At 62.4% G+C, this 20,390-nt stretch carries 27 protein-coding genes; 9 read left to right on the top strand and 18 right to left on the bottom strand.

All coding sequences use genetic code 11. From position 1 onward, the window contains the following. Positions 1 to 86: 86 nt before the first annotated feature. From ACYG97_RS15910 to ACYG97_RS15885, 6 genes are all read right to left on the bottom strand, one after another. Positions 87 to 683 carry a hypothetical protein gene (locus tag ACYG97_RS15910; protein WP_023686118.1) on the bottom strand — a complete coding sequence of 199 codons (597 nt, stop codon included), beginning with the start codon at positions 681 to 683 and terminating at the stop codon, positions 87 to 89. Between the two features lie 55 nt (positions 684 to 738). Next, the gene (locus ACYG97_RS15905) at positions 739 to 1,890 is read right to left on the bottom strand and encodes a M24 family metallopeptidase (protein ID WP_023733348.1); all 1,152 of its coding nucleotides are present in this window, start codon (positions 1,888 to 1,890) and stop codon (positions 739 to 741) included. Next, complete coding sequence (pgeF, locus tag ACYG97_RS15900) at positions 1,890 to 2,684, bottom strand: peptidoglycan editing factor PgeF (RefSeq protein WP_023695793.1); 795 nt, start codon at positions 2,682 to 2,684, stop codon at positions 1,890 to 1,892. The genes ACYG97_RS15905 and pgeF overlap by 1 nt, the downstream gene beginning before the upstream one ends. A gap of 151 nt (positions 2,685 to 2,835) precedes the next feature. Then, entirely contained in the window at positions 2,836 to 3,900 is a 1,065-nt protein-coding gene (locus tag ACYG97_RS15895) for a class I SAM-dependent methyltransferase (RefSeq protein ID WP_031262093.1), read from the bottom strand. Further along, complete coding sequence (gene lgt / locus ACYG97_RS15890; protein WP_023672032.1) at positions 3,897 to 4,781, bottom strand: prolipoprotein diacylglyceryl transferase; 885 nt, start codon at positions 4,779 to 4,781, stop codon at positions 3,897 to 3,899. The genes ACYG97_RS15895 and lgt overlap by 4 nt, the downstream gene beginning before the upstream one ends. 103 nt (positions 4,782 to 4,884) lie before the next feature. Further along, positions 4,885 to 5,124, bottom strand: a complete 240-nt coding sequence (locus ACYG97_RS15885) for a BrnA antitoxin family protein (RefSeq protein ID WP_023683720.1) — start codon at positions 5,122 to 5,124, stop codon at positions 4,885 to 4,887. A 396-nt stretch (positions 5,125 to 5,520) separates the two neighbouring features. On the opposite strand from ACYG97_RS15885, the gene ACYG97_RS15880 reads away from it, so the two are divergent. The 3 genes from ACYG97_RS15880 to ACYG97_RS15870 all read left to right on the top strand — a co-directional run bounded on the left by ACYG97_RS15880 (position 5,521) and on the right by ACYG97_RS15870 (position 7,005). After that, positions 5,521 to 5,823 (top strand): accessory factor UbiK family protein, encoded by a 303-nt coding sequence (locus tag ACYG97_RS15880; RefSeq protein ID WP_023672029.1) that lies wholly within the window; start codon positions 5,521 to 5,523, stop codon positions 5,821 to 5,823. A 315-nt stretch (positions 5,824 to 6,138) separates the two neighbouring features. Then, the gene (locus tag ACYG97_RS15875; RefSeq protein ID WP_006202532.1) at positions 6,139 to 6,639 is read left to right on the top strand and encodes a type III secretion system chaperone family protein; all 501 of its coding nucleotides are present in this window, start codon (positions 6,139 to 6,141) and stop codon (positions 6,637 to 6,639) included. Positions 6,640 to 6,645: 6 nt separating this feature from the next. Then, a complete protein-coding gene (locus tag ACYG97_RS15870) occupies positions 6,646 to 7,005 on the top strand; it encodes a tRNA-binding protein (protein WP_023672028.1) in 360 nt (119 codons plus the stop codon). 10 nt (positions 7,006 to 7,015) lie between these two features. Here the strand turns inward: ACYG97_RS15870 and ACYG97_RS15865 are convergent, their stop codons facing one another. The 4 genes from ACYG97_RS15865 to ACYG97_RS15850 form a co-directional block, all read right to left on the bottom strand. Continuing rightward, positions 7,016 to 8,038, bottom strand: a complete 1,023-nt coding sequence (locus ACYG97_RS15865) for a glycosyltransferase family 4 protein (RefSeq protein WP_023733346.1) — start codon at positions 8,036 to 8,038, stop codon at positions 7,016 to 7,018. 222 nt (positions 8,039 to 8,260) lie between these two features. Continuing rightward, entirely contained in the window at positions 8,261 to 9,676 is a 1,416-nt protein-coding gene (locus ACYG97_RS15860; RefSeq protein WP_023672026.1) for an ATP-binding protein, read from the bottom strand. 88 nt (positions 9,677 to 9,764) lie between these two features. Then, positions 9,765 to 10,484: a response regulator gene (locus ACYG97_RS15855; RefSeq protein ID WP_023672025.1), complete on the bottom strand. Its 720-nt coding sequence runs from the start codon at positions 10,482 to 10,484 to the stop codon at positions 9,765 to 9,767. Then, entirely contained in the window at positions 10,471 to 11,004 is a 534-nt protein-coding gene (locus tag ACYG97_RS15850; RefSeq protein WP_023683723.1) for a MarR family winged helix-turn-helix transcriptional regulator, read from the bottom strand. The genes ACYG97_RS15855 and ACYG97_RS15850 overlap by 14 nt, the downstream gene beginning before the upstream one ends. A 243-nt stretch (positions 11,005 to 11,247) precedes the next feature. Here ACYG97_RS15850 and ACYG97_RS15845 point away from each other — a divergent pair, with 243 nt between their 5' ends. The 3 genes from ACYG97_RS15845 to ACYG97_RS15835 all read left to right on the top strand — a co-directional run bounded on the left by ACYG97_RS15845 (position 11,248) and on the right by ACYG97_RS15835 (position 13,470). Next, the gene (locus tag ACYG97_RS15845) at positions 11,248 to 12,141 is read left to right on the top strand and encodes a branched-chain amino acid aminotransferase (protein ID WP_023695790.1); all 894 of its coding nucleotides are present in this window, start codon (positions 11,248 to 11,250) and stop codon (positions 12,139 to 12,141) included. 145 nt (positions 12,142 to 12,286) lie between these two features. Beyond that, positions 12,287 to 12,601 carry a hypothetical protein gene (locus ACYG97_RS15840; protein WP_023672022.1) on the top strand — a complete coding sequence of 105 codons (315 nt, stop codon included), beginning with the start codon at positions 12,287 to 12,289 and terminating at the stop codon, positions 12,599 to 12,601. A 230-nt stretch (positions 12,602 to 12,831) separates the two neighbouring features. Next, positions 12,832 to 13,470: an MBL fold metallo-hydrolase gene (locus ACYG97_RS15835; RefSeq protein ID WP_023695789.1), complete on the top strand. Its 639-nt coding sequence runs from the start codon at positions 12,832 to 12,834 to the stop codon at positions 13,468 to 13,470. A 66-nt stretch (positions 13,471 to 13,536) separates the two neighbouring features. Here ACYG97_RS15835 and ACYG97_RS15830 read toward each other — a convergent pair whose 3' ends face one another. The 3 genes from ACYG97_RS15830 to ACYG97_RS15820 form a co-directional block, all read right to left on the bottom strand. Next, positions 13,537 to 13,962 (bottom strand): BA14K family protein, encoded by a 426-nt coding sequence (locus ACYG97_RS15830; RefSeq protein WP_023672020.1) that lies wholly within the window; start codon positions 13,960 to 13,962, stop codon positions 13,537 to 13,539. A 192-nt stretch (positions 13,963 to 14,154) separates the two neighbouring features. Continuing rightward, complete coding sequence (locus ACYG97_RS15825) at positions 14,155 to 14,367, bottom strand: cold-shock protein (protein WP_023672019.1); 213 nt, start codon at positions 14,365 to 14,367, stop codon at positions 14,155 to 14,157. 352 nt (positions 14,368 to 14,719) lie between these two features. Further along, the gene (locus ACYG97_RS15820) at positions 14,720 to 14,932 is read right to left on the bottom strand and encodes a cold-shock protein (RefSeq protein ID WP_006202520.1); all 213 of its coding nucleotides are present in this window, start codon (positions 14,930 to 14,932) and stop codon (positions 14,720 to 14,722) included. 473 nt (positions 14,933 to 15,405) lie between these two features. On the opposite strand from ACYG97_RS15820, the gene ACYG97_RS15815 reads away from it, so the two are divergent. Further along, on the top strand, positions 15,406 to 15,819 hold the full coding sequence (locus tag ACYG97_RS15815; protein WP_023733345.1) for a Kazal-type serine protease inhibitor domain-containing protein: 414 nt from the start codon (positions 15,406 to 15,408) through the stop codon (positions 15,817 to 15,819). 542 nt (positions 15,820 to 16,361) lie between these two features. Here ACYG97_RS15815 and ACYG97_RS15810 read toward each other — a convergent pair. The 3 genes from ACYG97_RS15810 to ACYG97_RS15800 are packed head-to-tail and all read right to left on the bottom strand — an operon-like array spanning position 16,362 to position 17,069. Continuing rightward, positions 16,362 to 16,499: a hypothetical protein gene (locus ACYG97_RS15810; RefSeq protein WP_023689689.1), complete on the bottom strand. Its 138-nt coding sequence runs from the start codon at positions 16,497 to 16,499 to the stop codon at positions 16,362 to 16,364. 37 nt (positions 16,500 to 16,536) lie between these two features. After that, on the bottom strand, positions 16,537 to 16,803 hold the full coding sequence (locus ACYG97_RS15805) for a hypothetical protein (protein WP_023728230.1): 267 nt from the start codon (positions 16,801 to 16,803) through the stop codon (positions 16,537 to 16,539). Further along, the gene (locus tag ACYG97_RS15800) at positions 16,800 to 17,069 is read right to left on the bottom strand and encodes a hypothetical protein (RefSeq protein ID WP_023672014.1); all 270 of its coding nucleotides are present in this window, start codon (positions 17,067 to 17,069) and stop codon (positions 16,800 to 16,802) included. The genes ACYG97_RS15805 and ACYG97_RS15800 overlap by 4 nt, the downstream gene beginning before the upstream one ends. 323 nt (positions 17,070 to 17,392) lie before the next feature. On the opposite strand from ACYG97_RS15800, the gene ACYG97_RS15795 reads away from it, so the two are divergent. Further along, positions 17,393 to 17,575, top strand: coding sequence for a hypothetical protein (locus ACYG97_RS15795; protein ID WP_023733344.1), 183 nt, complete (start codon positions 17,393 to 17,395; stop codon positions 17,573 to 17,575). Between the two features lie 203 nt (positions 17,576 to 17,778). Continuing rightward, a complete protein-coding gene (locus ACYG97_RS15790) occupies positions 17,779 to 19,413 on the top strand; it encodes a tetratricopeptide repeat-containing sulfotransferase family protein (RefSeq protein ID WP_023733343.1) in 1,635 nt (544 codons plus the stop codon). 7 nt (positions 19,414 to 19,420) lie between these two features. On the opposite strand, the gene ACYG97_RS15785 is transcribed toward ACYG97_RS15790, so the two are convergent. Together ACYG97_RS15785 and ACYG97_RS15780 are read right to left on the bottom strand one after the other, a co-directional pair. Next, positions 19,421 to 19,774 carry a DUF1428 domain-containing protein gene (locus ACYG97_RS15785; protein ID WP_023733342.1) on the bottom strand — a complete coding sequence of 118 codons (354 nt, stop codon included), beginning with the start codon at positions 19,772 to 19,774 and terminating at the stop codon, positions 19,421 to 19,423. 71 nt (positions 19,775 to 19,845) lie between these two features. Next, positions 19,846 to 20,274 (bottom strand): VOC family protein, encoded by a 429-nt coding sequence (locus tag ACYG97_RS15780; RefSeq protein ID WP_023691563.1) that lies wholly within the window; start codon positions 20,272 to 20,274, stop codon positions 19,846 to 19,848. Positions 20,275 to 20,390: the final 116 nt, after the last annotated feature.

The raw sequence follows: 20,390 nt of genomic DNA, 5'->3' as shown, positions 1-20,390 counted from the left end.
GTGCCGGTATTGCAAGCCTCGTTGACGGGAATCCGCCGGCTAATCTCAAAAACGTCAACAGTGAACGGAAGCCGGTAACAGGCGGATCAGCCGGCGCTGCCGCCGAGCCAGGCCGCGAACTGGTCGATCGTCTGGTCGGCGATCGCCTGCATGGTAGCGGGTGCAACCGCGGGCCAGCCTTCGGCGGCATTGACCGAGGGCGCCTTCTGCTGGCCATTGATGCGGTGTAGCCGGTTGCCAGCGGGGTCATAGACGTCCCAGACATAGATAACGGTGGTATCCTTGCCTTCCGTCATGGTCGAGAAGTAGCCCTTCAGCACATGGGTGGCGGCCTGGTCGGCGCTGCCGGCAAGGGTGATGCCGCGCTGCTTGGCGCGTGTCTGCAGTTCGGCCGTCAGCGGCGTTGCCGCTTCCACGGAGGCGCCGACGATCGGCGCGATCTGCAGCCGGGTCTTCGACAAAGCGGCGGCGCTCTGCGCGGGGTTGGCGGGTGTCGTGGCGCCGACGGCCGGCGCTGGTGTGGCGGCGGGCGCGATGCCCGGGGCAGCCAAGGGCTGAGCCGGTTGGGCCGAGGCTGCCGGCGGCGTGATGGCGGACGGCTCAAGGACGTCCTTGGCATTGGTGCAAGCGGCCAGCACAAGCGCTGCGAGCAATGACACGGTCGTCACATGCGATCGTCTCATCTGCCCGAAAACTCCTTAGTCGCGAACGCCCCCGCGTGGACCAACCATTATGGATTCACTGTACGATCAAGTCGAGATCATGGCGTGAAAGCGGCTTCGGCTGGGATTCGGTGGTCAGGTAGGTGCGGCCAAGCGTCATCGCCGTCTCGGTTTCGGAGTCCATGATGATCATGTGCGCGAACAATGTCATGTTGGGCGCGATCGGCTCGGGATTGCCCTGGTAGAACATCGGCATGTCCATCCAGGACGGGGTGAAGCGGGCGCCGACGGAATAGCCGCAGGCGTTCAACCGATGCTTGGTCAGGCTGTGCGCCTCCAGCGTGCGGGCATGCGCGTCGAAGACGTCGCCGAAGGTGTTGCCGGGCGTCATCGCCTTCTCGACCGCCAGAAGAGCCGCGCGGGCGGCGTCGAACAGCTCCTGATGGCGCTTCGACGCCTTGCCGGTCAGCACGGTGCGCATCATCGGCGCGTGATAGTGATGGAACACGCCGGCCCATTCGAGCGTCAGCTGATCGTTCTTGGTCAGCTTGCGGCGCCCGGCCTTGTAGCGGCAGAGCAGCGCGTCGATGCCCGAGCCGATGATGAATTCATTGGCCGGATAGTCGCCGCCGCCGGCAAACACCGCGCCCTGCATGGCGGCAAGGATCAGCGCTTCGTCGCCGCCCTGCTTGATCAGCGGCAGGGCCGCTTCGAGCGCGTCGTCGGAAAGGTTGGCGGCCTTTTCGGCCTTGGCGATTTCAGCCGGGCTCTTGAACAGGCGCAGACGGCCGACAATACCGGAGGCGTCGGCGATCTGGCCGAAGGTCTGCAGCTGCTCGTCGACGCGGCGGCCATTGAAGGCGGTCAGGCCATGGGTGTCGTATTCGACGCCGATGCGGGCGCCGAGGAGATTGAGGTCGTTGAGCAGGTTGCGCAGGTCGACCGCCGGGTTGGCGCCGTCGCGGTCGGTCCACAGCACGATGTTGTCGATGATCGATGTGTGGCGCGCCTGGCGCAAATCGGCCGAGCGGGTGAGCAGCACCATCGAGCCGTCAGCCTTCACAACCAGGCACTGGAAGAAACAGAAGCCGAACGTGTCGTAGCCGGTTAGCCAGTACATGCTCTCCTGGGCGAAAAGCAGTACAGCATCGAGCTTCTTTTCCGTCATCTCGATCATCAACCGGTCACGCCGGGCGTCAAATTCCGACCGTTCGAAATGCAGCGCCATTATCCGTTCTCCAAAACAATTGCCGAAACCTGCCGACCGTAGTCCGGTTCCTTGCGATGCGTCGCGCGCCGGTAGGAAAAGAAGAGATCCTCCTCGGCATAGGTGCAGCGGCCAAGCCCCTGCGCGGTCACGCCAGCCTTCTTCAGCCGGTCGACCGTATAGAGGTTGAGATCGAACATTGCATGCGCCGGATTGGCCGAAGGCGCGAAATAGCCGATGTTTTCGGCATCGGCTTCGACGAAACGGGCGACGAATTCCGGCCCGACCTCGTAATTGTCGGGGCCGATCGAAGGACCGAGAACCGCAATGATGCGCTCACGGCGGGCGCCGAGGCTTTCCATCGCGGCAATGGTGTTTTCAAGCACACCGGTGAAAGCGCCCTTCCAGCCGGCGTGTGCAGCGCCAATGATGCGCGCTTGCGCATCGGCGAACAGCACCGGGCCGCAATCGGCCGTCGAGGCGCCGATGGCGATGCCCGGCCGGTCGGTGACGATGGCGTCGGCCTTGGGCCGCGGGCCGGGAAAGGGTTCCCTGGCAATAACGACATCGGGCGAGTGGACCTGATGCGCGGTCAGGAGATGGCTGGCCGGCACACCCATCCAGGCAGCGACGCGGCGGCGGTTCTCGGCGACCAGCATCTGATCGTCATCCGACCCGGTGCCGATGTTAAGTCCCTGATAGATGCCGCCGGAGACGCCGCCGATACGGGTGAAATAGCCATGGCGGATACCTCGCGGCTTGGCCGCTTCCAGCAGCGGCGAGCGAACAGGATCCGGTTTGGTCTGATTCAGCATGGATGGGTTTGTTGTCCGCGCCGGCGTTTTCGTCAAGGCGAAGTTCGGCCGAGTGATTGCGACAGTGCTGCTGCGTCGACTTTGCATTGGCCAAAAGCAGGCATGCGACCACAAGCGACATGGCGGGACGGCTTGTAACGATCTCTGAGGGTCAGACTGGCTGATGCGGCAGGATTTTCAGGATTTTGAACAGCGTGCCCATGCCGTCGGGTCCGGCCAGGCGCTCGACGGCATCGGCAATGGTTTGTCGTGCCTCTTGGCTTGCCTGGCTGCCCAACTGGCCAGCTCGCTCAAGCAATCCCATGCCAAGCAGAAAGTCGCCCTGCGTCGCCAATTCCACATCGAGGCCATGCGCCCGCACGACGGCGGCCAGTGCCGCGAAGTCGACATGGGCGGTGAGATCGGCTTCGCCGGGATTGGCCAGCACATCTTCTGGGGCGTGCCTGCGCACGGCCTGCAATGTGTCGCCGAAACCGGGCTGGAGATGGCCGTAATCAGGGAACAGCCCGGCGCCGCCGTGGTCGGCCATGCGTTCGGCAATGGTCGCCATCAGTGCCGCGCGGGCCGGTGCTATTTCGAAAATAGAGCCTTGTGGCGCCTCGGCGGCGTCTTCCGGCAGCAGCATCGCCTCGACCGAGCCGGCGCCGGCGAAGAAGCTCAACTCGTCTGAGACATCGAGGCCGATCACCCGTTCGCGCCAGCCGGCGCCGGCGCGGATGAACTGGCGGATCGGCACAGCGTCGAACAATTCGTTGCCGACAATCAGCAACGGCGCCTGCGGTAGTGTGGCGATGGTTTCGTGCCAGCCGAGCTCAACCGAAGTTTCGGCAAGCGTCTGCTTCTGGATTTCGGTCAGCCGCGGACTGGTCTCGACCAGAGCGAAGGAGGCTCGGGCGGCGATAGCCGGATCGAGCCGCGTCAGGGTGCGAAGCATGTCCTTCATCAGCGTGCCGCGGCCAGGCCCGATCTCCGCGATGGTGACCGGCAGGGGTCGGCCGATCGCCAGCCAGGCCTGATAGAGCCAGACGGCGACGAGTTCGCCGAACATCTGGCTGATCTCGGGTGCGGTGACGAAGTCGCCGGCGGCGCCGAACGGCTCGCGCGTGGTGTAGTAGCCGTCGCTGGGATCGAACAGGCAGAGCGCCATGTACTCGTTGACGGGGAGGGGGCCGAGCGCGCCGATCAGGTCGACGATGCGGGTCTTCAGCCGTGTCATGCCGGCTGTGGTTGCGGCGCCGGTTTGGCTGTGGCCATCGCCCAGATGCCGGCCAGCACCATCGGCAGCGACAGCACCATGCCCATGGTGAGCCAGCCGCCGAGGAGGTAGCCGAGCTGCTGGTCGGGCTCGCGGAAGAACTCTACGAAGATGCGTGACAGGCCGTAGCCGCAAATGAAGGCGCCGCCGACAAAGCGCGGCGTCTTCAGCTTCAGCCGCGAATGGGTGAGGAAGCGCAGGACCAGGAACAGCACCGCGCCCTCGAGCAGCGCTTCGTAGAGCTGGCTCGGATGGCGAGGCTCCAGGCCCGCGACACAACCCGCCACGGTCTGCTGGAGACGCTCGTTGCAGAAGACGACGCCCCACGACACGTCGGTCACGCGACCCCAGAGTTCGGCATTGACGAAGTTCGCGATGCGGACGAGGCCGAGCCCGACCGGCACGCCGGCTGCCACCACGTCGAACAGCGTCCAGGTGCGGATGCCGCGCTTGAGGGAAAACAGCGTCATGGCGAGGATGACGCCAAGCAGGCCGCCATGGAACGACATGCCGCCCTGCCAGACGGCGAAGATGTCGAGCGGGTGGTCGATATAGCGCTTTAAATCGTAGAAAAGCACATAGCCGGTGCGTCCGCCGAGCACGACGCCGACGGCGGCCCAGACGATGAAATCGTCGAGGTCGATCGGCTTCATCGGCAAGACGCCATCAGGCCACAGCCTTGTGTTGGTGACGAGCCGCTTGGCGTACCACCAGGCGAACAGGATGCCGACGATATAGCCGATGCCGTACCAGTGCACCGCCAGCGGGCCGATCTGAACCAGGATCGGGTCGATGTTGGGGAAGGACAGCGACGCCATCGGCAGCGGGAAATAGTCGTTCAACAGGATCTCCTGGGAGGGCTCGCGTTAGGGCGCGGACCATGCGGCAGGGTTTTGGCGGGGTCAAGGCAAGGTGACGACAGCCTGATCGTCAGAGATAATGGGCTCAACCCTGCGGCTTGCCGGCGACCAATTGCCTGAGCGCATCGTTGATCCTGTCTTGCCAGCCGGGGCCATCTTCCTGGAAATGGTCGAGCACGGCGCGATCGATCCTGATCGAGACAAGCTCGCGAACGTTTGGTGCGGCGGAGGGTTCGCGAATGGGAGGCGCGGGTTTCTTGACCGGCTTGAAGGCCGCTTCAGCGGCTTCCATCGGATTGGTCGGTCGGCGCGGGGGCGTTGCCATTGGTTGATCCTGAATGAGAGTGACTCTTGCCTGGAGCAAGTCGTGAGGAAAACTAGGCCGCTGGTCTGTGAAGACCAGTAACTTCACTTGGTTCTCTCTGCCATTGCCCTGTATTTGGCTTCAAGCCTGTCCAGCACCTCGTCGCCAGGCTAGACCCGGCCCGCACTGGCATCCGAAATGCCCTTTGCGAGTGCTGCATCGAGTGCTGCAAAGCGCTTCTCCAAGTCCGCACTGTCCGTCACGGCAACCGTCGTTCCAAGAATCCATTTGGGATAATAGCATCTGTCGCCCGGACCGTGAGCCAAATCGCGTCCGACATGAAGCCGCACCAGCTTCAACGTTCTTGCATTCCGCAGGCAGTGCCACTACGTCAATTCCAGCAAGCGAGGATTTGCCATGTCGACCGGACCGAACCGCATTCTCGATGAATTCGCCAAGCTGATGACCGATGCCGCGGGTGCCGCACAAGGCGTGCGCCGCGAGGTGGAGACTGCCTTCAAGGGGCAGGCCGAGCGCATCCTCAACACCATGGATGTGGTGCAGCGCGAGGAGTTCGAGGCTGCCCGCGACATGGCTGCCAAGGCCCGCGAAGAAAACACCAGGCTGGCCGCCCGCATCGATGCGCTCGAGGCCAGGCTTGCCGAATTGACCGGACAGGCCGCACCTGTGGCTGCGGCAAAGCCCAAAGCAAAAAAATAAAATTTGAACTTTTCCACAAAGCACAATCCGAAAAAATGCTTTGCCGTGAATCGTTTACCGGCGATGCATGAATCTTTGTGACAGCGCCTTTCCACATGCTGATGACGCAGTGCGAAAAATTAGGCTGTTCACGCGACTCCCGATCAATAGACTGAATTTGTTGCATGATTCGAGCAGGGTCATGCGGCCGGGCGGTGGGGTCCGGTCCGGGGTCTTTGTGTCGTGAAGTCCTGGCCGTCCGAGTTCAAGACAAGATTGTTCGTCGTGTGTGCCCCGCGGAGCGTGTGGCGCTCCCCTGAACACAGGAAGCATTCCATGGAACTTCTCGAACTCGAATTCTCCCGCGAAATCCATCCGGTGGATGTCATCGAGCAGGTCGCCCATAACAATGACTGGTCCTTCGAACGGGCCGGCGATGACGAAATCTCGATCTCGGTTGCCGGCAGCTGGACCGACTATCACGTCTCCTTCTCATGGATGGAGGACTTCGAGGCGCTGCATCTGGCCTGTGCTTTCGACATCAAGGTGCCGGAAGCCCGCGCGCTGGAAGTGATGCGGCTTTTGTCGCTGATCAACGAGCAGATGCTGTTTGGCCATTTCGATCTCTGGGAGCAGGAGGGCGCGATCATGTTTCGCCAGTCACTGCTGCTCGCCGGCGGGGTCGAACCGTCGAGCCAGCAGGTCGAGGTGCTTTTGTCGTCGGCGCTTGAAGCCTGCGAATGCTATTTCCAGGCCTTCCAGTTCGTTGTCTGGTCGGGAACCTCGGCGAAGGATGCGCTGGCCGGTGTCCTGTTCGAGACCTATGGCAACGCTTGAGCTTCCATGAGTTCGAGCAGCGCGCGCAAGCCCGAGATCAGCTTTGCCGATTTTGATCGTGTCGACATCCGTGCCGGCACGATCGTCGAGGCCGAGCCTTTCCCCGAGGCGCGCAAACCCGCCTTCAAGCTGAAGATCGATTTCGGCCCTGAGATCGGCGTGAAGAAATCCTCGGCACAGATCACGAAATACTATGCGCCGGAAACGCTGGTGGGACGGCAGGTGTTTGCGGTGGTGAATTTCCCGCCGCGCCAGATCGGTCCGTTCATGTCGGAAGTGCTCACGCTCGGCTTCCCTGATGAGGAAGGCGCCGTGGTCCTTGGCGCCATCGAGCGCAAGGTGCCGGACGGCGGCAGGTTGTTTTAGGAAGATTGCGTCAGGCCGCCAGCTTGCGCTTCGTTCCCAGCGCCTCTTCGACCGTGTCCATGAACATTTCGGCGCAGGCTTTCCAGCTGTAGCGCATGGCGCGTTCGCGCGCCTCGGCGCGGTCGACATTGAGCGCTGCGAGCGAGGCCTCGCGCAGATCGGTCGACACCGCGCCGCCGATGCCGTCGCCGACAATGTCGATCGGTCCGGTGACCGGATAGGCGGCCACCGGCGTGCCGCTGGCCAGCGCCTCGATGATGACGTTGCCGAACGTGTCGGTGCGGCTGGGGAAAACGAAAACATCAGCCGAGGCGTAGATCTCGGCCAGCTCATCGTTCGGGCGATGGCCGAGGAAGTGCGCCTGCGGGTATTTCGCCCTGAGCCTGGCCAGTTCCGGTCCTTCGCCGACGATCACCTTGCTGCCGGGCAGGTCGAGATCGAGGAAGGCGCTCAGGTTCTTCTCGATGGCGACGCGGCCGACGCACAGGAATACCGGGCCGGGAAAGCCGAGGTCCTTCTTCTTGTCCGGGCGGAAGTGATCGGTGTCGACGCCCCGCGTCCACGGCCTGAGCTTGGTGAAGCCTCGCGACGCAAGGTCCTCCGCCAGCGACTGGGTGGCGACCAGCGTGCCTTGTCCCGAATTGTGGAAATCACGCAGCCAGCGATAGGCCCAGCTCTCCGGCACCGGCAGGCGGGCGCTGAGATATTCGGGAAAGCGGGTGTGATAGCTGGTGGTGAAGGGACGGCCGGCATTGCGGCAATAGCGCCGCGCCATGATGCCGAGCGGGCCTTCGGTGACGATATGGATATGGTCGGCCTTGCGAGCCTCGATCAGCCGCGCGACATGGCCGGGCGTGGTCAGCGCCAGCCTGATGTCGGGGTAGGTCGGCAACGGCAAGGTGCGAAAGATGTTCGGGGTCAGGAAGTCGACCGCAACGTCGAAGGTTTTCAGCGTTTCGGTGAGCCGCTCCAGCGTGTGGACGACGCCGTTGACTTGCGGCCGCCAGGCGTCGGTGATCATCAGGATGCGCATGGCGGTCCTTTGCTCGGGTCGACGGTTGCCTTGATGCGATAGCGGTACGGGCCGGCTGCCCTCGCTTCGCTCCACCGCACCCGGGCAGGCACGAGGTCGAAGTAAGGCGGCTGAGCCGAATCAACTGAGGTCGCGCGCTTCATGCGCGCTCTTGACCATGGTTTCATGACGCGCGGATGAAGGTGGTTTTTGGCCGAGCCCGACTTCCAGATCATGCTTTGGTCAGGCGGGCACCTTGATCACCGCCCGCAGGCCGCCGAGCGGGCTGTCTTCCAGCATGATGTCGCCGCCATGGCTGCGGGCAATATCGCGGGCGATAGAGAGACCAAGGCCGGTGCCGCTGGCGTCGAGGTTGCGCGCCTCGTCGAGCCGCACGAACGGTTTGAACACGTCCTCGCGCTTTTCCGGCGGGATGCCCGGACCGTCATCGTCGATGGTGACGACGAGTGAGCCGCGGCCGTGATCGGCGCTGATCTCCACCGTCTTGGCATAGCGCAAGGCATTGCCGGCGACATTGGACAACAGCCGGGCGAAAGCGTGCGGGCGCACATGCACGTCCGGATCACCGGCAAGCACGGTCGATAGCTTGCGCTTGTGCAGCGACGCCTCCTCGCCGAGCTTTTGGAAATAGGCCTCGAGATCGAAATGGCCGGCATCTTCCGACGCTTCGCCGCGGGCAAAAGCGATATAGCCTTCCAGCATCGACTGCATGTCGTCGATGTCCTGGTTGAGCGCGGCCTTGGTCTCGGGCTTGCCGCCGGCCAGCGCCAGCTGCAGCTTGAAGCGGGTGAGGATGGTTCTGAGATCGTGGCTGACGCCGGTCAGCATGGCGGTGCGCTGTTCCAGCTGGCGTTCGATGCGCTCGCGCATCTGGATGAAGGCAAAGCCGGCCCGGCGAACCTCCTCGGCGCCGCGTGGGCGGAAATCGCGCGGCATCGGCCGGCCCTTGCCGAAGCTTTCGGCGGCCTCGGCCAGAGACAGGATCGGCCGGATCTGGTTGCGAAGGAAGGGGATGGCAATCGTCAGCAGCACCAGTGACGTCCCGACCATCCAGATCAGGAAGATGTGGGTGTTGGAGGCATAGGCCTGGCTGCGGCGCACGAAGACGCGCAGCACCTTGCCCTCGAGCTGGATGCGGACCTCGACGATGTTGGAATTGCCGACCGTGTCGATCCAGAACGGGCGGTTGATCTGGCGGGTGATCTCGGTGGAAAGGACGTCGTCAAGGATCGAGAAGAAGGGCTTGGGTCCAGGCGCCGGCAACGGGTCGGGCGGCAAGAGGTCGACCTTCAACTGCATGCGGTCCTGGGCGATGCGGATGATGTTCGCGTAGTCGCCATCGTGCGGATAGGTCTCGATCATGTCGATGATCGCGGCGATGTCGCGCACGGTGGCCTGCGACAGGCGCTGCGTCACGGTTGCCCAGTGGCGTTCCATGAAGTCGAAGGCGACGACCGACTGCAGAAGGATCATCGGCGCGATGACGATGATCAGCGAGCGGGCATAAAGCCGCTTGGGCATATAGAACGCAACCAGCCGCCAGAACCGCTTCCAGGCACGCGGCATTGCTTTCAGCGCGCGTGATACGCGCGCGCCAAAGCCGCCCTGTTCCGGCCGTTCCAGTTGCGTGGTCGCCATTTGTCCTTTCGCTGGGTCAATGGCCGCTGGTCGATGCCGCTGGTCGATGGCCACACATCTATGGCCAAGGGCGGCCGTCAGCGGCATTCTATTCCACGCTGAGCCGATACCCGATACCGCGCACCGTCTGCAGCCAGACCGGATTGGACGGATCGCGCTCGATCTTGCGGCGCAGGCGGTTGATCTGGACGTCGATGGTGCGCTCGCCGACTTCCGAATCGTCGCCGACAAGCTCGTGACGCGGGATCGTTTCGCCGGCCCGCGCGGCAAAGATCGCCAAGATCTCCTGCTCGCGGTCGGTCAGCTTCAGCGCCTCGCCGCCCCGCTTCAGCTCGCGCCTGGCGATCTGGAAGGTGTAGGGGCCGAAGACCAGCTGCTCGACCTTGGGCGTCGTCGCCGGGCCGCCGCGGCGCAGAATGTTATTGATGCGCAGGATCAGTTCGCGCGGGTCGAAGGGCTTGGGCAGATAGTCGTCGGCGCCGGCCTCGAGCCCAGTGATGCGGCTGTCGGTTTCCGATAGCGCGGTGAGCATCAGGATCGGTACGTTCTTCTCCGCCCGCAGCGCCTTGGTGAGGTCGACGCCGGTCTCTCCGGGCATCATGACGTCGAGGACAAGGAGGTCGAAGTCGAGTCCTGCAAGCTTTCGCCTGGCCTCGCCGGCATTTCCGGCGACTGTGACGCGAAAACCATTTTCGGTCAGATACTGCTTGAGCAAATTGCGAATGCGGGTGTCGTCGTCGACCACAAGCAGATGCGGCGCGTCATCGTCCGGCGCCGTCGGCTGGTCCACCCTCTCAATGGTCTCCATGGCTTTTCCCTGACATGTTTGCAGGCACAATGTCGATCTGCGCCCTTAGTTCCGGATTGACCATGGCTTCCAGGAATCGTTCGATCAAGGGACGCTCGCTGGCTCCGGAATCTTCCAATGCAGCACGGATGCGGCGTGACTGTGGCCGCGCCAGGGCCAGCGCCAGGGCGCGCCCCTTGGCTGTCGGATAGAGCTCCCGCTGGCGGCGGTCGCGCGGACCCTGCAATTGCACGATATGGTCGGTGTCGATCAACTGCTTGAGCACCCGCGCCAGGCTCTGCTTGGTGATCTTGAGCACGTCGAGCAGTTCAGCGACCGTCAGTCCCGGCCGGCGGTTGACGAAATGCAGCACCCGGTGATGGGCGCGGCCAAAGCCGTAATCGGCCAGGATCTGGTCCGGATCGGAAGTGAAATCGCGATACGCAAAGAAGAACAGTTCGATGATGGCGAAGTCGATGCCGTCCTCGTCGGTGATCGGCGTCTTGATCGGTTTTCCGGCAGCTGGGCTTCGATCCGTCATCATTTCTCCGTCCATAGAGGGAAATATGTCAGTACTATTGACGTAATTCCCCTGCAATGGTAATTTTTGGCAAGCTTTTGGGCGGATTGCGAACGAAAAGGGAAGGGAGTGCGGTTTTTCCGGAACTTCCTGAGTTTGCCAGAGTTCGATTCTCCGCTTACGCTTCAAGGGCCGCCCGACGCGGCTGTCGCGCAACAAAAACAACACCAATGATATGCGGGTCGCCGCCCGCGGGAGGTTTCCATGGCATCCGTTCCCTTCGACCAACTGGACGGCTTCATCTGGATCAACGGCGAGTTCGTCAAATGGGCCGACGCCAAGATCCACGTGCTGACCCACGGCCTGCACTATGCCAGCGCCGTCTTCGAGGGCGAGCGCGCCTATGGCGGTGCCATCTTCAAGCTCAATGAGCACACCGAGCGTCTGCATGAATCGGCGCGCCTGCTCGGCTTCAATATTCCCTATTCCGTGGCCGAGCTCAATGACGCCTCGACCACGCTTCTGAAGAAGCAGGGTTTCCAGGATGCCTATGTCAGGCCGATCGCCTGGCGCGGCAGCGAACAGATGGGCGTGTCGGCGCAGAACAGCCGCATCAACTGCGCCATCGCCATCTGGCAATGGCCGAGCTATTTCGACCCGGCGCAGAAGCTCAAGGGCATCCGTCTCGATCTGGCGGAATGGCGCCGGCCCGATCCGCGCACCGCGCCGTCGAAGTCGAAGGCCGCCGGCCTCTACATGATCTGCACCATGTCCAAGCATGCCGCCGAGGCCAAGGGCTATGCCGATGCCATGATGCTCGACTGGCGCGGCCAGGTCGCCGAAGCAACGGGCGCCAACATCTTCTTCGTCAAGGATGGCAAGATCCACACGCCGAAGCCCGATTGCTTCCTCGACGGCATCACCCGCCGCACCGTCATCGGCCTCGCCAAGGACCGCGGCCTTGAAGTCGTCGAGCGCGCCATCATGCCTGAGGAACTCGAAGGCTTGGAACAGTGCTTCCTCACCGGAACGGCAGCGGAAGTGACGCCGGTCTCCGAGATCGGTCCCTACCGATTCGAGGTCGGCGAGATCGCCAAGACTTTGATGAACGACTATTCTGCTGCGGTGCAACCTAAGCATGCGATAGCCGCAGAATAACGAAAGTCACAGCTTTTTTCGCAAGCAGGGGCGGTTTTGAGGCCGGCCCCTTTATTTCAGCATCTGTGCATTTGACTTTCGTACAATTCAGCGTCTCATGATGGTGTCGGCCCGGGAGGCTGGCAGCTATGGAGGGACTAGGTACATGGATACGAATACGCTCATTGCGCTCGTTGTACAGGTAATTGCAGGTGTTGTCGGTGGTCAGGCGGTCGGCGTTGCGCTGAAGAATGCGGCGATGGGCCAGTTGACCAAAATCCTCGGCGGCGCGGTTGGCGGCGTTGGCGGGGCGGCGATCCTCGGCAGCCTGCTCGGCGGCACGGCCGACCCGGCAGCGGCTGCAACGGCAGCGGGCGGATTGGGCGATACGCTGAACCTCAAAAACCTGCTCGGCGGCGCCGGCGGCGGCGCCATCCTGACCGGCATCATCGGTGCGGTCATGGGCGCGATGAAGAAGTAAGCCTCTAGATCATTCACCGTTTCACGGCGAATGATCTAGTTTGTTGTTTTACGCAATTCCGGACGGAAAACCGCTTTACACTTTTCCTGGAATTGCTAGAGACTCAGGCTTCGTCAAATGGGCGGCCGTTGGGCCGCCCATTTCTGTTTTAGGACGGACTGTTTGCCTTTCAGCAGTGGACGGCCTTCGCCCGCGCCTCTACATCACGCTGGAACAGCGAAAGGACAATCATGGGTCAGCTCAATGCCGGCATCGTGCCGGTCACGCCTTTCCAGCAGAACTGCACCATCCTGTTCGACATGGATGACAAGCATGGCGTCGTCGTCGATCCGGGCGGCGACATCGACAAGGTGCTGGCGGTGCTGAAGGACAATGCGATCACCGCCGCTGCGATCTGGATCACCCATGGCCACATCGATCACGCCGGCGGCGCCATGGAGCTGAAGGAAGCACTCGGCATCGAGATCATCGGCCCGCACGAAGCCGACAAGCTATTGCTCGACAATCTCGAGAACCAGGGCCAGCGCTACGGCATTGCCGGGGCGCGCAACTGCGTGCCCGACCGGTTTCTCGCAGAGGGCGAGACGGTTTCGTTCGGCTCACATATGTTCGAGGTGCTGCACTGCCCCGGCCATGCGCCCGGCCATGTCGTATACTACAATCGCGCGGCGAAGTTCGCTCATGTCGGCGACGTGCTGTTTCGCGGCTCGGTCGGGCGCACCGACCTGCCGGGCGGCGACCATGCGGCGCTGATCGCCTCGATTAAGAACAAGCTTTTGCCGCTCGGTGACGAGATCGGCTTCATCTGCGGCCACGGCCCGGGTGGCCGCTTTGGCGAGGAGAGGCGGACCAATCCCTTCCTGACTTAGCGATGTCTTTCTGCCAAAAAAAAAGCGCTGGCCTTGCGGTCAGCGCTTTTTGTGGCACAGGGAAGCTCAATTCGCGACGCAGAAATGCTGCTCACCGTCATTGCCGGTGAACGTGCCGCTGCGGGCATTGAAGCTCCGGTAGCGGTCCGAGCAGTATTCGTACCAGTCGCGGGTCCACGGCTCGGCATAGCGGTCGGCATAGACGACCCGCGGTTCGGCATAGTAACGGCGCACCGGCGCCGGCCGCACTTCGCGGTAGTCGTAATCGTCGTCATAGCTGCTGTAGCGCGGCTGCGGGTTGCTCAGCGCACCGGCGATCAGAGCGCCGGCCGCAAGGCCGACGACACCGGCCGCAAGCGCGTCGCCATTATGATGACGACCATGGCCATGATGCCAGCGGTTCCAGTCCTTGGCATTGGCGGCAGGCAAGGTGGCGAGGGTGGTCGCGGCGAGAGCGGCGCCCAGGATGGCGGTCTTGAAAATGCGATTCATTTTGGTCTCCTTCGTGCCGGCCCGGATAGTTTTCGGGGATGCGGTCCAGCCTAGGGGACGATTAATAGAAGACCGTGGCTGAACGGGGGCTGAACGGAATTGGCTGATACGATCCAGTTCTTGCGGCAAAACCAAGCGCGTACGCAAGGCGCTCCGCCTCGTCAATCTCCGTCCGGACTGTCTTGAGCCGGCTTAGCCGACCGACAGGTTGACGGCCTTCGGCCCCTTGCCGCGCTTGTCCGGCTCGGTGTCGAATGTCACTTTTTGTCCATCCTCCAGACCGGAAAGACCCGAAGCCTGCACGGCCGAAATATGAACGAAGACATCCTTCTGCCCGTCGTCGGGCGTAATGAAGCCGAAGCCTTTGGCATGATTGAAGAATTTGACGGTGCCGGTCTGCGGCATGGGAAGCTCCCTTTGATCCCATAAAGTCCAGTTTCGGGCCGGCAAATGCCCGAAGGGAAATTTGTCCTTTATTTTAGCGCTATCGGCAAGAGAAAGTTTTGGCGACGGCGGCAACGCTGAAGGCTGCTCAAATAGATCGTGGCACCGAAGGCAATTCGCGCCAGACGATTGCTCCGGCGATCAGCCACGGCATTGACCGATAAAGCGTCCTTTGCCTCCGGCGACGGCGGTCATGAAAAAGGCGCAACGGGAAACGTCGCGCCTTCGAAACTCTGGACGGCTGACAAAGCCGGTTCAAACACGCTTGAGGTGCTTTTTCGAGCGCCCTGACGGGCGCGCGGGCACCGCCGGTTCAGGCCGCGCGGAGGTTGACCGCCTTCGGACCCTTGCCCATGCGGTCGGGTTCAACGTCGAAGGTGACCTTCTGGCCGTCGACGAGGGTACGCAGGCCCGAGGCCTCGATCGCGGAAATGTGGACGAACACATCCTTGGCGCCGCCGTCGGGCGTGATGAAGCCGAAGCCTTTGGTCGCGTTGAAGAATTTAACGGTGCCGGTCTGGGCCATTGGGGAAACTCCTTCACCCGTGTCAGTCTTGTGGTTTGCCCGCCGCCTGGCATCGTGGGCAAGTCCCGGTGGTTGCTTCGGCAGTCCTGCATTTGCGCATGGTAAAACCCCCCGCCGAAAATGGGGCCGTCAGAGATTCACAGTATCGGGGAAAGGTCGTCCAAAACGTTCCGCTCTCCGGGTCGCAAATGCCCGAACACAAAATTTATCGCACGGAAACGTGATCGTTGCAAGATAGCGCCGCGGGCCGCGTCCATCGACGCATCCCAACGAAGGCGCTTCGATAAACCTGGGTTCTTAAGAGTTCATCAGCCAGAGCCCGGCCACGCATGGTCCAGCGGTCTGGTCCAGGGCCAGACCAATGCGGGGGCGAGCATCGCATGGCTCCCGCGCCGCAAACGGGGGTTGCATTTGGCAAGGGAATGGCGAGGATCGACAGGCGCGTTTTGCGCCGGCTCGAGGGAGGCATATTCATGAGATTTCTTGCGGCGATCTTCTCGCGCCAGGGTTTTGCCATTCTCTTCCTGTCGGGTCTTCTTGCGGCCTGCACCGTCGTCGTCGATGACGGGCCGGGACCACGTCCGCGCCCGCCACGGCCGGAACCGGAATTCTGCACCAGGCAATACGAGCCGGTCTGCGCGCGGCGCGGCGGTGACCGCCAGACCTTCGCCAATGCCTGCCTTGCCGAACGGGAAGGCTACCGCATCGTTCGCGACGGCCCTTGCCGCGACGGCGGTGGTGGCGGTGGTGGCGGCGAAGAGCCGACATTCTGCACGCGCGAATACGCCCCGGTCTGCGCCCGCCGCCATGGCGAGCTGCGCACCTTTCCCAACGCCTGCGAGGCCCGTGCCGCCGACTACCGCGTCGTCGAGGACGGCCCCTGCTGATTTTCTTCTCCCCTGTCGGGTGAGTCCGCCGGAGGAGTATCCATCGTCTCTGTAGCACGATGAAAGGCTGGCGAACGCCGGGACGCTGCGAAGCAGCGGGGACCCCGCAGGTGGACCGGGCCACCCTCGGTCCTTCGCAGGCTCAGGGCGCTCGAAACTCGAAAAGTCAAGCAATTGGCCTTTCGTCTGCTGCGCGGACCGGCTTCTCACCTCCAAGGGAAGAAGGCAAGGTCGCGTATCGGAGTGGTTGCCTACGCCGAATACGCCCCGTCGGCCGGGCCGGGATAAAGCTCTGCGCCGTCCTCGTCGCAAATGCGCAGACGGTCGGGGATCTGCGGCATGGCGAGGCTGTGGAACAGCGCGGTGGCGCCCTGCAGGGCGGCGCGCAGGTTCGGCGCGTCCAGCGATACCTTGTCGAGCGTGGCTTCGTCGGCGTCGCGCGAGCGGCTCGACGAAGAACGTCAAGCAAGCCTCCGTTGCAGAGTTTTGCGCGAGATCGTCAGTCCATTTCAGGCAGGTGCGCCAGGCGCGCCCCTGGCTGGTCAGCCCTTCGACTTCGGCTTCAGGCCGCTCTCGGCTTGCTTGACCGAGGAACCGAACGGGGAGGCGGCCTTGGCCACCACCTTGTCTTTCCTGGGCTTGCGCGTTTCGCGATTGCTGCGCTGCTGACCCTTGGCCATCTGTCTGCTCCTTCGTACGTGCTGGGTGGGTGCGGTGTCAGACGGCCTGGCTGTCGGGGACAGCCGGGGCGTCCGCTACTTCGAGGTTGTCTTCCGTGGTGACCCGCTCATAGGTCTCCTCCTCGCTGCGGATGCGATATTGCGGCGAGCCATCCTTGACCGGCAATCTGCTCTTGATCTGAAACAGCTCGGCGGTCTGCTGGGCGAGCCCGCTGCGGCTCTTCATGCGCACGGTCTGGCCGATGGCGAAGAGGTGCGAGGGCGTATCGGTGCGCGGACGCGCATTCTGCTGGAAGCGGATCATGCTGCGTTCTCCTGGTCGCGCCTCAGCGCTGTTTCGAGTTCGAGGTAGTCGATGGCGACAAGCTGGCTGGTGGCCGGGTTCTTCACCGCCCTTGCCGGCAAATGGATGAAGGTGGCGACGCGACGCCAGGCAAGCCGCGACATGCCCTCGATCAGCTCTTCGTCGTGATCGATGTCATAGTCGCCGGCCGGCAGTTGCCCTTCCAGCCCGCCAAGCACGAAGGGTGCCGCGAAATGGGCGATGGAACGGGTGGTGCGATCCGGCATTGGCTTGGCTCTGGTTCGTCGATGCTTTCCGGCATCAACCGGGAACTCAACCATCGGCGATTGGAATGAGTTTGGCGGGTCGAGTATCTCCGACGCCGCTATATGCCAAGCTTGACCCAAAAAACGATCTCAGATCAATAATCCGAAATTGTTGGTTATTCAAGCTGATTTCCGCCACGGCTCGACCGGTATAAAAAATTTCTCGTATAAACCCCTAATAAATCTGCTATCGTGGAACAATATCAGCCAATTTCTTATTTAGAGAGCATCGGAATAATTATTCCGGTGCCCCTAAGATTATTTTTTACGAAAGGCAAAAATATATGAGATTCATGAAAACGCCGGATCGTCCGACCGCAACAATCGAGCCAATCGTCCCCTTCCCCAAGGCAATATCAGTGCGCCTGACGATAAGAAGCGACGAAGCGGCACGGCGCAAGATTGCCGACACCGACGGCACGCTACGGCGGGAGCGCCGGCTCGCCGAGAGCAACCGGCTGATTTGAACGCTACATTTTCCTGGAATTCCTCTAGAGTTTCGAAGAGGTCCGCGCCCTTGGCGAGCCCACTCTTCCCTTGAACCTGCAGCGCCGATGGCCTAGATCGCGGCAAGCGGACAAAACACGGCAGGTTTCCCATCAACAGAGATCAGAGAAGAGCGGCGGGTGCTGGAGCTGGCGGACAGCCGCCGCTGGGCCTCGACCAATATGTGCAGCAGGCGCTGCAGCTGCATCAGGCCGGGCGCCGGCAGGAGGCCGAGACGCTGTACCGGCAGGTGCTGGCGCGCAAGGCCAAACACCCGGCAGCGGCGCATTTCCTGGGCCTGTTGCTGCACCAGACCGGGCGCAGCCCCGAAGGGCTGGAGCTGATCGAGCAGTCTGTGCGTCTGCAGCCGAAGAATCCCGATTTCCTCAACAATCTCGGCACGGTGATGCGCGATCTCGGCCGCGTTGCCGCGTCCGCCGATTTCTTCCGCGGCGCGGTCGATCTCAAGCCCGACCAGCTCGCGGCACGCGACAATCTGGGTTCGGCGTTGAAACAGCTCGGCCAGTTCGAGGCTGCGGAGGACATCTATCGCGGCACAATCGGGCGCAATCCCTTCCATGTCCGCGCCCGCATCGGGCTTGCCGAAACGTTGCAGGAAGCCGGTCGTCTGGATGAGGCGCTGGCGACCTTTCGCGAGGCGCTGACGATCCGGCCCAGGGATGCCGACCTGTTGCATGGGCTCGGCGTCGGGCTGATGGAAAAAGGCAAGCTCGATGAAGCGGCAGACCTGTTTCGGCAGGCGTTGGCGATCACGCCAGGCATGGCAAAGGCCTGGCTGATGCTGACGCAGGTCAAGCGCCAGAAGGAGCGCGACGCCGAACTCGCCGGCATGGAGGCCCAGCATGCCAAGGCGCCGGCCGACAGCCTGGCACGCATGCAGCTGTCCTTCGGTCTCGGCAAGGCCAATGACGATTTGAAGGACTATAACAGGGCCTTCGACTATTTCGCTGAAGGCAATGCGATCCGCCGCAAGGGCATCGATTATGATCCGGTCAGGACGCGGGCCGAATTCGAGGCGATGAAGACGGTGTTCAACGCCGGCTTTTTCGAAAAGCACAAGCCAAGTGCAATCTCCGACGACACGCCGATTTTCGTCGTCGGCATGCCGCGCTCCGGCACCACGCTGGTCGAACAGATCATCGCCAGCCATCCACAAGTCTATGGCGCGGGCGAGCTCAGCATGTTGAAAACCGCGGTCGGCAAGCAATTTCCGCTGACCATGCCCGGAGGTTTCCCCTGGGGACTGGTCGATGTATCCGACGCGGAGTTTGCCGTAGCGGGCCAAGCCTATCTCGACATGCTGCATGAGCGCTATCCCAACTTCAGGCATGTCACAGACAAGATGCCAGGCAACTTCCTGCTCATCGGCTTCATCCATATGATGCTGCCGAAAGCCAAGATCATCCATTGCGCGCGCGATGCGGCGGCGACCTGCCTTTCGATCTACAAGGTGCATTTCCGCGGCGACAACCACCGCTACGGCTATGATCTGGGCGAGCTCGCCGACTTCCACAACATCTACACCGACATCATGGCGCATTGGCACGATGTTCTGCCGGGCGTCGTCCATGACGTGCGTTACGAGGATTTCGTGGCCGACCAAGAGGGACAGACGCGGGCGCTGATCGCGCATCTCGGCCTGTCCTGGGACGACAAGGCGCTGTCGTTCCACGAGACCGACCGTCCGGTGCGCACGGCCTCGGCCGCGCAGGTGCGCCAGCCGATGTATCAGGGTTCGGTCGATCTCTGGAAGCGCTATGGCGACAGGTTGAAGCCGCTGCTGGACAAGCTGGCCTGAGCAGCGGCTAAAGCTCGATGAAGGGCTGGAAGCCGCCGAAGATCATGCGCTTCATATCGAAGGGCATAGGCCCCGAATCGGGCGTCAAACGCGGATCGGCCATAACCTTGGCCATTACCGCGTCGCGGCTTTGCCTGGACGAATAGACGGCCCAGGCGAAGACGACGATCTCGTCGTCTTTTGCCTGAACGGCACGCGGAAACGAGGTCAACTCGCCATAGGGCACGTCGTCGGCGGTACATTCGACATAGGCGAGCGCTCCGTGTTCCTTCCATATCGGGCCTGCGAGGTTGGCCAGCTTCTTGTAGTCATCGATATTTGCCTTCGGCACGGCGAGCACGAAACCATCGACATAGGACATTGGGTTTTCCTTGGAGTATCTCACAAAGCTCCTTACCGGCGTCAGCCGGTGAGGAGCTTTGTCAGCGGTGGTCAGTCTTTCTTCGCCGGCGCGTTCATCGCCCATTCGACCCCGAAGGGGTCGCGCATGTTGCCCCACTGGTCGCCCCAGAACATCAGCTGCAGCGGCACTGCGACTTCGCAGCCGGCACCGACTGCGCGCTTCCACCAGCCATCGATCTCGTCGGCGCCGAGATGGAGCTGCATGGTATAGCCCTGCGGCTTGACGGCAGGCATGCCGTTTTCGGGGTAGAAATCGGAAATCATCAGCGTCGAGCCGTTGATGTGGAGATGAATGTGCATCGTGCGGCCCTGCTCATCGGGCGGATAGAAGAACACCTGTTCGGCGCCGAAAGCCTTCTTGTAGAATTCGGCGGCCTTGAAGGCGCCGTCCAGCTGCAGATAGGGGGTCAATCCACCGAGAACTTTCGCGGCCGGCTGAATGGGGGTCTGGTCGGTCATGTCTTGTTCCTCTTTGGGTTTGGTCTGGGCGCTTGGTTGGCCTTGCGAACCCTAGGACGAACGAGGCGGCGGCGATCCTACATGTCTGATGCGATTTTCTGGGCCGATGCGATTTT

The organism is Mesorhizobium sp. W067 (assembly GCF_054719525.1).
The sequence above is the reverse complement of the archived record's forward strand: the minus strand, read 5'-3'. Positions and strand labels throughout refer to the sequence as shown.